8 protein-coding genes, 2 tRNA genes and 1 pseudogene are annotated in these 8,283 nt (G+C 59.6%); 7 read left to right on the forward strand and 4 right to left on the reverse strand.

Annotation, left to right across the window (positions count from 1 at the left end):
• Window positions 1-121 precede the first annotated feature (121 nt).
• Window positions 122-592: a YhbY family RNA-binding protein gene (locus AC1RDJ_RS22705; RefSeq protein ID WP_010397237.1), complete on the reverse strand. Its 471-nt coding sequence runs from the start codon at window positions 590-592 to the stop codon at window positions 122-124.
• A gap of 42 nt (window positions 593-634) precedes the next feature.
• Between AC1RDJ_RS22705 and AC1RDJ_RS22710 the strand changes: the two genes are divergently transcribed.
• The 6 genes from AC1RDJ_RS22710 (at window position 635) to AC1RDJ_RS22735 (ending at window position 6,138) form a co-directional block, all read left to right on the forward strand.
• The gene (locus tag AC1RDJ_RS22710; RefSeq protein ID WP_034757436.1) at window positions 635-1,318 is read left to right on the forward strand and encodes an RlmE family RNA methyltransferase; all 684 of its coding nucleotides are present in this window, start codon (window positions 635-637) and stop codon (window positions 1,316-1,318) included.
• Between the two features lie 203 nt (window positions 1,319-1,521).
• Window positions 1,522-3,402, forward strand: coding sequence for an ATP-dependent zinc metalloprotease FtsH (ftsH, locus tag AC1RDJ_RS22715; RefSeq protein ID WP_071324214.1), 1,881 nt, complete (start codon window positions 1,522-1,524; stop codon window positions 3,400-3,402).
• A 106-nt stretch (window positions 3,403-3,508) separates the two neighbouring features.
• A complete protein-coding gene (gene folP, locus AC1RDJ_RS22720) occupies window positions 3,509-4,342 on the forward strand; it encodes a dihydropteroate synthase (protein ID WP_493028780.1) in 834 nt (277 codons plus the stop codon).
• A gap of 41 nt (window positions 4,343-4,383) precedes the next feature.
• Complete coding sequence (glmM, locus tag AC1RDJ_RS22725) at window positions 4,384-5,721, forward strand: phosphoglucosamine mutase (protein WP_493028781.1); 1,338 nt, start codon at window positions 4,384-4,386, stop codon at window positions 5,719-5,721.
• A gap of 170 nt (window positions 5,722-5,891) precedes the next feature.
• A tRNA-Pro gene (locus tag AC1RDJ_RS22730) sits at window positions 5,892-5,968 on the forward strand.
• A 95-nt stretch (window positions 5,969-6,063) separates the two neighbouring features.
• Window positions 6,064-6,138, forward strand: a tRNA-Arg gene (locus AC1RDJ_RS22735).
• Window positions 6,139-6,170: 32 nt separating this feature from the next.
• On the opposite strand, the gene AC1RDJ_RS22740 is transcribed toward AC1RDJ_RS22735, so the two are convergent.
• The 3 genes from AC1RDJ_RS22740 to AC1RDJ_RS22750 all read right to left on the reverse strand — a co-directional run bounded on the left by AC1RDJ_RS22740 (window position 6,171) and on the right by AC1RDJ_RS22750 (window position 7,944).
• Window positions 6,171-6,350, reverse strand: coding sequence for a hypothetical protein (locus AC1RDJ_RS22740; RefSeq protein WP_071324211.1), 180 nt, complete (start codon window positions 6,348-6,350; stop codon window positions 6,171-6,173).
• 163 nt (window positions 6,351-6,513) lie between these two features.
• Complete coding sequence (locus AC1RDJ_RS22745; protein WP_493028782.1) at window positions 6,514-7,080, reverse strand: PEP-CTERM sorting domain-containing protein; 567 nt, start codon at window positions 7,078-7,080, stop codon at window positions 6,514-6,516.
• Between the two features lie 291 nt (window positions 7,081-7,371).
• Complete coding sequence (locus AC1RDJ_RS22750; protein WP_232250916.1) at window positions 7,372-7,944, reverse strand: GbsR/MarR family transcriptional regulator; 573 nt, start codon at window positions 7,942-7,944, stop codon at window positions 7,372-7,374.
• A 117-nt stretch (window positions 7,945-8,061) separates the two neighbouring features.
• Here AC1RDJ_RS22750 and AC1RDJ_RS22755 point away from each other — a divergent pair.
• A pseudogene (locus tag AC1RDJ_RS22755) lies at window positions 8,062-8,283 on the forward strand (thiol reductant ABC exporter subunit CydD); the annotation flags it as partial.

Raw genomic sequence — 8,283 nt, forward strand, 5'->3', positions numbered from 1 at the left:
CAGGTCGGATGAGCGCTCAGCGCGTAATCCGACAATACCGTAATGGCAATAAAAAAGCGGAGCAGGGAAGATCCCGTGCTCCGCTTCTTGTTTCAACAGCCTTGCGGCTGCCGAGAGAGGCTTACTTGCTGCCCAGTGCGCTTTTCTTGGCGCTCTTCTGACGTGGCTTGGCACGCTTGATGGAACCGCCTTCGGTGACGCGCTCATTGCCTTTGATCATGACTTTCGTCACGCTCGGGCGCTTGGTGCCGCTGGCGCTGGCCTTGACGATGGTCACTTCGCGCATGCCTTTGCCGGCGCTGACCTTCTCCTTAACCACTTCTTTTTTCGGACGGTAAATTACCAGCAGTTTGCCAATATGTTGTACCGGGGCGGCGCCGAGATTGCCGCAAATCGTATCGTACATTCCGACGCGGGCTTCGCGGTCGTCGCCGAACACGCGGACTTTAATCAGGCCGTGCGAATCCAGGCCAAGGTCGATCTCTTTGAGGACAGCAGGTGTCAAGCCCGCTTCGCCAATGATGACGATAGGCTTCAGCGCGTGTGCTTCGGCGCGCAGTGCGCTGCGCTCTACGGGTGTAAGTTTTAGCATAATAATATTTAGTAATTCCCTTAAAAGCAGTATTCTACGCGAATGGCAAAGAAGAAATTAAACAAAAACTGGTTGCACGACCACATAAATGATCCTTATGTGAAGTTGGCGCAAAAAGAGGGCTACCGTGCCCGGGCAGCATACAAGCTCAAAGAAATCGATGAAGACGAGAAACTGATCAAACCTGGCCAGGTAATTGTTGACCTGGGCTGCACTCCTGGCAGCTGGGCCCAGTACACGCGGCGCAAGCTGGCCGGCAAGGACGGCGGCGGGGTCAATGGTACCCTGATTGGCCTGGACATGCTGGAAATGGAGCCGATTGCCGATTTCCACTTCATCCAGGGCGACTTCCGCGAAGCGCGCGTGCTGCGCCAGCTGGAAGTGGTATTGCAGGGACGCAAGGTGGACCTGGTGCTGTCCGATATGGCGCCCAACCTGTCGGGCATCGCCACGGCGGACGCCGCGCGCATGGAGCATCTGATCGACCTGGCCATCGAATTTTCGCAATTGCATTTGAAGCCGTCCGGCGTGCTGCTGGTGAAATGCTTTAAAGACATGGGTTTCAGCCAGATCGTGGAGAAATTCCGCGCCGAATTCAAGGTCGTGGTGCAGAAAAAGCCCAAGGCCAGCCGCGATAAATCGTCAGAAATCTTCCTGATGGGGCGTGGGATCAAGAATCCGCTGAAAAATGCCGTTGAAGAAGATGATTCCGCTCTTGATATTTAAGGCGTGATCCGCACATGGGAACGAGAAGTGCGGTAGTGGGCAGTGGTATAAAAGCCTAAATTGTTTATACTGCATTTTTTTGCGTGAACGCGATTTTTTTCGCGCGCACGGATCGGCGGGCTTTGGCACGGCCCGCTTATTGCGAGTAAAATCGTGTTTCTAGCTATAGGTAAAGAGATGCGCACTGCATCCAAGGAGTCTTCGTGAATAACATGTTTTCCAAATCTGCCATCTGGGTAGTCGTATTGCTGCTGTTGTTCATGCTGTTCAAGCAATTCGACAGTCATGGCGCCACAGGCGGCAGCAAGGCCATCGCTTATTCCGATTTGCTGGATGAAGTCAAAGCCAAGCGCGTCAAGGATGTCGTGATCGAAGGTTCGTCGATCACCGCCAAGCTGATGGACGACACCAAGGTGCGTACCACCGCCACCAGCCTCGACAAGGGCCTGATCGGCGACTTGCGCGACAATGGCGTGCATTTCGACGTGCGTCCGCCTGAGGAAGCGTCGTTCCTGCAACAAATTTTCGTTTCCTGGTTCCCCATGCTGCTGTTGATCGGCGTCTGGGTATTCTTCATGCGTCAGATGCAAGGCGGCGGCAAGGGCGGGGCATTCTCGTTCGGCAAGTCGAAGGCGCGCATGATGGATGAAGCCAGCAACACCGTCACCTTCGCCGACGTCGCCGGTTGCGACGAAGCGAAAGAAGAAGTCAACGAAGTGGTCGACTTCCTCAAGGATCCAAGCAAATTCCAGAAACTGGGCGGCCGCATCCCACGCGGCGTGCTGATGGTCGGTCCTCCGGGCACGGGTAAAACCCTGCTGGCGCGCGCCATCGCCGGCGAAGCCAAGGTGCCGTTCTTCTCGATTTCCGGGTCCGACTTCGTGGAAATGTTCGTCGGCGTCGGCGCGTCCCGCGTGCGCGACATGTTTGAAAACGCCAAGAAACACTCGCCGTGCATCATCTTCATCGACGAGATCGACGCTGTCGGCCGTCACCGTGGCGCCGGCATGGGCGGCGGCAATGACGAGCGCGAACAGACCTTGAACCAGTTGCTGGTCGAGATGGACGGTTTTGAAGCGAACTCCGGCGTGATCGTCGTGGCCGCCACCAACCGCGCCGACGTGCTCGATAAAGCGCTGCTGCGTCCAGGCCGTTTCGACCGCCAGGTCTCCGTCGGCTTGCCCGATATCCGCGGCCGCGAACAGATCTTGAACGTGCACATGCGTAAAGTGCCTATCGGCACCGACGTGAAAGCCGATATCCTGGCCCGCGGCACCCCTGGTTTCTCGGGCGCCGACCTGGCCAACCTGGTCAACGAGGCAGCCCTGTTTGCCGCCCGCCGCAGCAAGCGCCTGGTGGAAATGGCTGATTTCGAAGATGCGAAAGACAAGATCTACATGGGTCCAGAGCGTAAATCGATGATCATCCGCGAGGAAGAGCGTCGCAATACGGCTTACCATGAGTCCGGTCACGCAGTCGTCGCCAAATTGCTGCCGAAAGCCGATCCCGTGCATAAAGTGACGATCATGCCGCGCGGCTGGGCCCTGGGCCTGACGTGGCAGCTGCCGGAACACGATAACCTGTCCGCTTACAAGGACAAGATGCTGGAAGAAATTTCCATCCTGTTCGGCGGCCGTATCGCCGAAGAGATTTTCGTGGGACAGATGTCCACCGGTGCATCGAACGACTTCTCGCGCGCCACCAAGCTGGCCCGTTCCATGGTGACCCGCTTCGGCATGTCCGACAGCATGGGCGTGATGGTCTACGAAGACAGCGAAAACGAAGGTTTCTTCGGCGGCGCCACCAAGACGATCTCGGAAGCGACCCAGCAAAAGGTCGATGCTGAAATCCGCAACATTCTCGACAAGCAATATGCGCTGTCGCGCAAGTTGTTGGAAGAGAACCGTGACAAGGTGGAAGTGATGACCAAGGCCTTGCTGGAATGGGAAACCATTGACGCAGAGCAAATCAACGACATCATGGCCGGCCTCGAGCCGCGTCCGCCAAAAGTCATTCCGCCACGCCGCAATGCGGGCGACAATGGCGCGGGCGGCATCTCGCCGAACGCGACGGCGCCAGCCTGATAGCTGCAGCCTCCTCATCGGTGGCATGCAATAAGAAGGGTAAGGAGCAATCCTTGCCCTTTTTCGTTGCCGCAGCAGTTTTTTCCTGATGATAAAAAAGAGTTACATGCGACACTATTTGCAATTCGGCCGTTTCGGCTTCAACCTGCAGGGCACGCAGGCGCTGGTGATGGGCATTCTGAACGTCACGCCCGACTCGTTTTCCGACGCGGGCCAGTATCAACACCTGGAATTCGCCCTGTCGCGCGCCGAGCAGATGATACTTGACGGTGCAGACATCATCGATATCGGCGGCGAATCGAGTCGTCCCGGCGCGCCGCCGCTGCCGCTGCAGGACGAGTTGCAGCGCGTCATGCCGGTGCTGTATGCCTTGCGCGACTGCGGCAAGCCGCTCTCCGTCGATACCTACAAGCCGGAAGTGATGCGCGAAGCCATCCTGGCCGGCGCCGACATGATCAACGATATCAACGGTTTTCGCACGCCAGGCGCCATCGATGCCGTGAAGGATAGCGATTGCGCGCTGTGCATCATGCACATGCAAAGCGTGCCGGAAACCATGCAAATCCAGCCGCAGTATGAGGACGTGGTGCGCGAAGTCATCGCCTTCCTGCACGAGCGCGTCGAGACGATGACGGCGGCCGGCATCGAACGCGAGCGCCTGTGCATCGACCCCGGCTTCGGTTTCGGCAAGACGGTGGAGCAGAACTATGCCTTGCTGCGCGCCACGCGCCAGTTGCGCAGCGAGCTGGGCTTGCCCGTGCTGGCTGGCCTGTCGCGCAAGTCGATGATAGGCGCCGTCACGGGCCGTGCCGTCGAGCAGCGCCTGGCCGGCAGCCTTGCCGGGGCGCTTGCTGCGGTAGCGCAAGGCGCAGAAATCATCCGTGTGCATGATGTGGCTGAAACCACCGATGCACTGAAGGTGTGGCGCATGGCGCACTGAACCTGTAAAATTTCATTATAAACAACAAGAAGAGAAATACTATGACGCGTAAATATTTTGGTACCGATGGCATCCGTGGCCTGGTAGGTGTTGCTCCGATCACGCCCGACTTTGTCATGCGCCTCGGTTACGCTGCCGGGACGGTGCTGGCCAAGTCGCAGGGCAGCAAGGTGCGCCCAACCGTGCTGATCGGCAAGGATACGCGTATTTCCGGCTACATGCTGGAAGCGGCGCTGGAGGCGGGCCTGTCGGCGGCCGGCGTGGATGTGATGCTGGCCGGTCCCATGCCGACCCCGGCGATTGCCTACCTGACGCGCGCGCTGCGCCTGGCGGCTGGCGTGGTCATTTCCGCTTCGCACAACCCGTATCAGGACAATGGCATCAAGTTCTTTTCCGGCCAGGGCACCAAGCTGCCCGACAGCGTGGAGCTGGAAATCGAAGCGGCGCTCGACGCCCCCATGGCTTGCGTGCCATCGGACAAGCTGGGCCGCGCCAAGCGCCTCGACGATGCCCAGGGGCGCTACATCGAGTTTTGCAAGAGCACCTTCCCGAACGAACTGGACTTGCGCGGCTTGAAGATCGTCGTCGATTGCGCGCACGGTGCCGCCTACCATATCGCGCCGCACGTCTTCCATGAACTGGGTGCAGAAGTCATTTCCATCGGCAACAAGCCCGATGGCTTCAACATCAATGCGGGCTTTGGCGCCACGGCAACGAAAGCCATGACCGAAGCCGTCATCGAGCATGGCGCGGACCTGGGCATCGCGCTCGACGGCGACGCGGACCGCCTGATCATGTGCGACGCCACGGGCCGTTTGTATAACGGCGACGAGTTGTTGTATGTCATGGTCAAGGACCGCCTGGCGACGGGCCCCGTGGCTGGCGCCGTGGGTACGTTGATGACCAATATGGCGCTGGAAGTGCTGTTCAAGGAACAGGGTATCGGTTTTGCGCGCGCCAAGGTGGGCGACCGCTATGTGCTGGAAATCATGAAGGAAAAGGGTTGGCTGCTCGGCGGCGAAGGTTCGGGGCATCTGCTGTGCCTGGACAAGCACACGACGGGCGATGGTATCGTGTCTTCGCTGCAAGTGTTGTCCGCGCTCAAGCGCAGCGGCCAGAGCCTGCAGCAATGCCTGGCCGAACTGGTGCTGTTCCCGCAAACCCTGATCAACCTGCGCGTGGCCCCAGGCTTCGACTGGCAAAAGAACGCCGCCATGGTGGCCGAGAAGGAGCTGGTGGAAGTGGAGCTGGGCGACACGGGCCGCGTGCTGATCCGCGCTTCGGGCACGGAGCCGCTGATCCGCGTGATGGTGGAGGCCAAGGATGCGGCCAAGGCGGAGAGCATGGCGCGCCGCATCGCCGACAAGGTCGCCAGCTGAAAACGCCCGGGGCGGCGTTGCACGGCCTTGCCGTACTGGCGTACTGTCTTCGGCGCGCGCCTTGCCCTGAACGTTCTCGGCAAGCGTCCCAAGCGGGAGCGATAGTTATTTCCATCTAATTTGTCTATGGCAATTGACGAAATTGGGTAGGGGCGTTATTATCTTATCTTCGGAGTGTGGCGCAGCCCGGTAGCGCACCTGGTTTGGGACCAGGGGGTCCAAGGTTCGAATCCTTGTACTCCGACCAAAGTCATAAGCGGGCTGTCAGAAATGACAGCCCGTTTTCTATTCCGCGCCGCTATTTCCATTGCTGGCGCGCATGCATTAAAATACTGCACCTTTCCGCCCATCGTTCAACGGATAGGACAACGGTCTTCTAAACCGTGAATGGGGGTTCGATTCCCTCTGGGCGGACCAGTTCCATACTGGCCCTTTCTCTGCGCACCGGTTCATGGCTGCGCACACAATACCTCACTCAGTAAATACAGCAGTGGCAGCGCGCACAGCAGCGCGGAGCCCAGCGACAGCATTTTCCTGCTGGCCAGGCGCGCCAGGCGCAGCCGTTCGCGTATGGGCAAGTGCTGGCGGAGCACGCCGCGCGCGCGTGGCTGGAATGGTGGTTCGTGCATGCTTGCTCCCCTGCGAGATGGTTGATGCCATCGAGCATAGCGAGCCTGGTCTAAACACGGTGTAAAGAGTCGCATGCGCGCCGCAAACGGGGCGTAAACAATAGGCGCGGGCGGCGCGAAGGCGGCAGCCGGCGCGAGCGCGCCGTTGCCGCGTTGCGCATACTTATTGCCCCTGGCGACGGCGCGCCAGGAAGCCCAGCAGGCCCAGACCTGCCAGCAGCATGGCATAGGTTTCCGGTTCCGGAATGGCGGAAACGTAGGCGCGGTAGTTGCTCAGGTCTTTCGGCAGGCCCGCTACCGTGAAGGTGGTGCCGGCGGCGACAGGGGCGGCCCAGTGGAACACCAGTTCGCCCTGGCCGAAATGGATGGCCAGGTAGTCATAGGCGGCCGCGCTCGTATAGGAATTGACGCCGCCGCTCAGGCCCGCCGTGGTGCCGGCCGTGCAGCCCGATGTGGCATTGTCGCAATACGAAACGGCGGCGCCCAGGCTGGTGCCAAAGACGCCGTTGATATAGCCCTGGATGTCGGATGGGCTTTGCGGCGTGAGATTGTCGTCATAGTATTTCACCATCAGCGCCGGCGACGGCGTGTAGGTGACGGTGCTGCCGCCGATGACGAAACCGCTGGCCGGTCCCACGTTCACCCAGGTGGCAGCCTGTGCCGCGCCAGCCAGCGCCGTCACGGCGGCCAGCATGGATGCCCGGATGGCAATGCTCTTTATGCTTTTCATGAAAATCCCCTTTTTTTGTTGCAGTCATTTCACCGTCGCCAGGCGCGCTCCTTCCTGTCGAGGAGTTCATCCTGTCGCCCGGTTGCCCTGTGCGTGAGTACGCATAAGCCAGCTTAGGTTTGATTTAAATTAATACAATTTAAATAATACTATTGGTTAAGTTGATAATATCGCGTGCGGCTATGTACGCCAGGATACGGAGGGCGCTGGGCCGGACGAGGCTGGCGTGACGGGGCGCCGCGGCGGGCGCGATGGCGTGCCGGGCGAAGGGGAGAGGAGGGATGGCGGGGGTTAATCGCTGCTGTTGCTGACGCCAAACAGGCGATCCTTGGCATTGAGCAGCTTCTGTACCTTGGCGCCCATTTTCATCAGTTGCGCCATCGATTCGGGCGACAGGCGCTGCAAGTCGTCAAACCAGGTGTTGGCCAGGTCGACCAGTTCATACATTTCGCGCATGCGCTCCTGCGCATACTGGTCCACGGGTTCCGTGGCCGGCGCCAGCAGCGATTCGCGCAGCACCGTCAGGGTGGGCGCCACTTCGCGGCGGCGGCGCTCGGCGGCCACCACGCGGAAGATTTGCCACACATCGCCCAGCGAGGAAAAATATTCGCGCCGGTCGCCGGGAATGCGTGACTGGCGGATCAGGCCCCAGCCCTGCAATTCCTTCAGGCCGATGCTGACGTTCGAGCGCGAAAAACTCAGGTGTTCCGCGATTTCGTCCGCGTGCAAAGGATGCTCTGCGACAAACAACAAGGCGTACACTTGACCCACCGTGCGGTTGAAGCCCCAGCGGCTGCCCATCTCGCCAAAATGGCTGACGAAGGTCAGGATCAGCGGCGTCATGTGGATATTTTGAGTTTTCATAATTATCTGAATTTTTTCACGCCACACCCGCAGGGTCAATTGATATATGTCATGTTTCGCAGTATTATACAAAAAATCGAATTTACAGAAAATTCTGAAAACTCAAAAAGTATAGAGATGCCTATCACGCCACTGTCCTTGCCCCGCTTTATCCTTCCCCGTGTCGCCAGCCTGGTGCAAGGCGGCGCCGCCTTGCTGTGGTTGCCGCAATCGGCCTTGCTGGCCTGGGCCCTGCAAGCCATGCTCGACGGCGCCGGCTGGCGCGCCGCGCTGGCGCCGGCGGCCGGCGTGCTGCTGCTGGGCGTGTTGCGGGCCTGGGGCGAAGCGTTGGGCGCGCGG

The sequence above is a fragment of the Janthinobacterium sp. GW822-FHT07H10 genome (assembly GCF_058798675.1).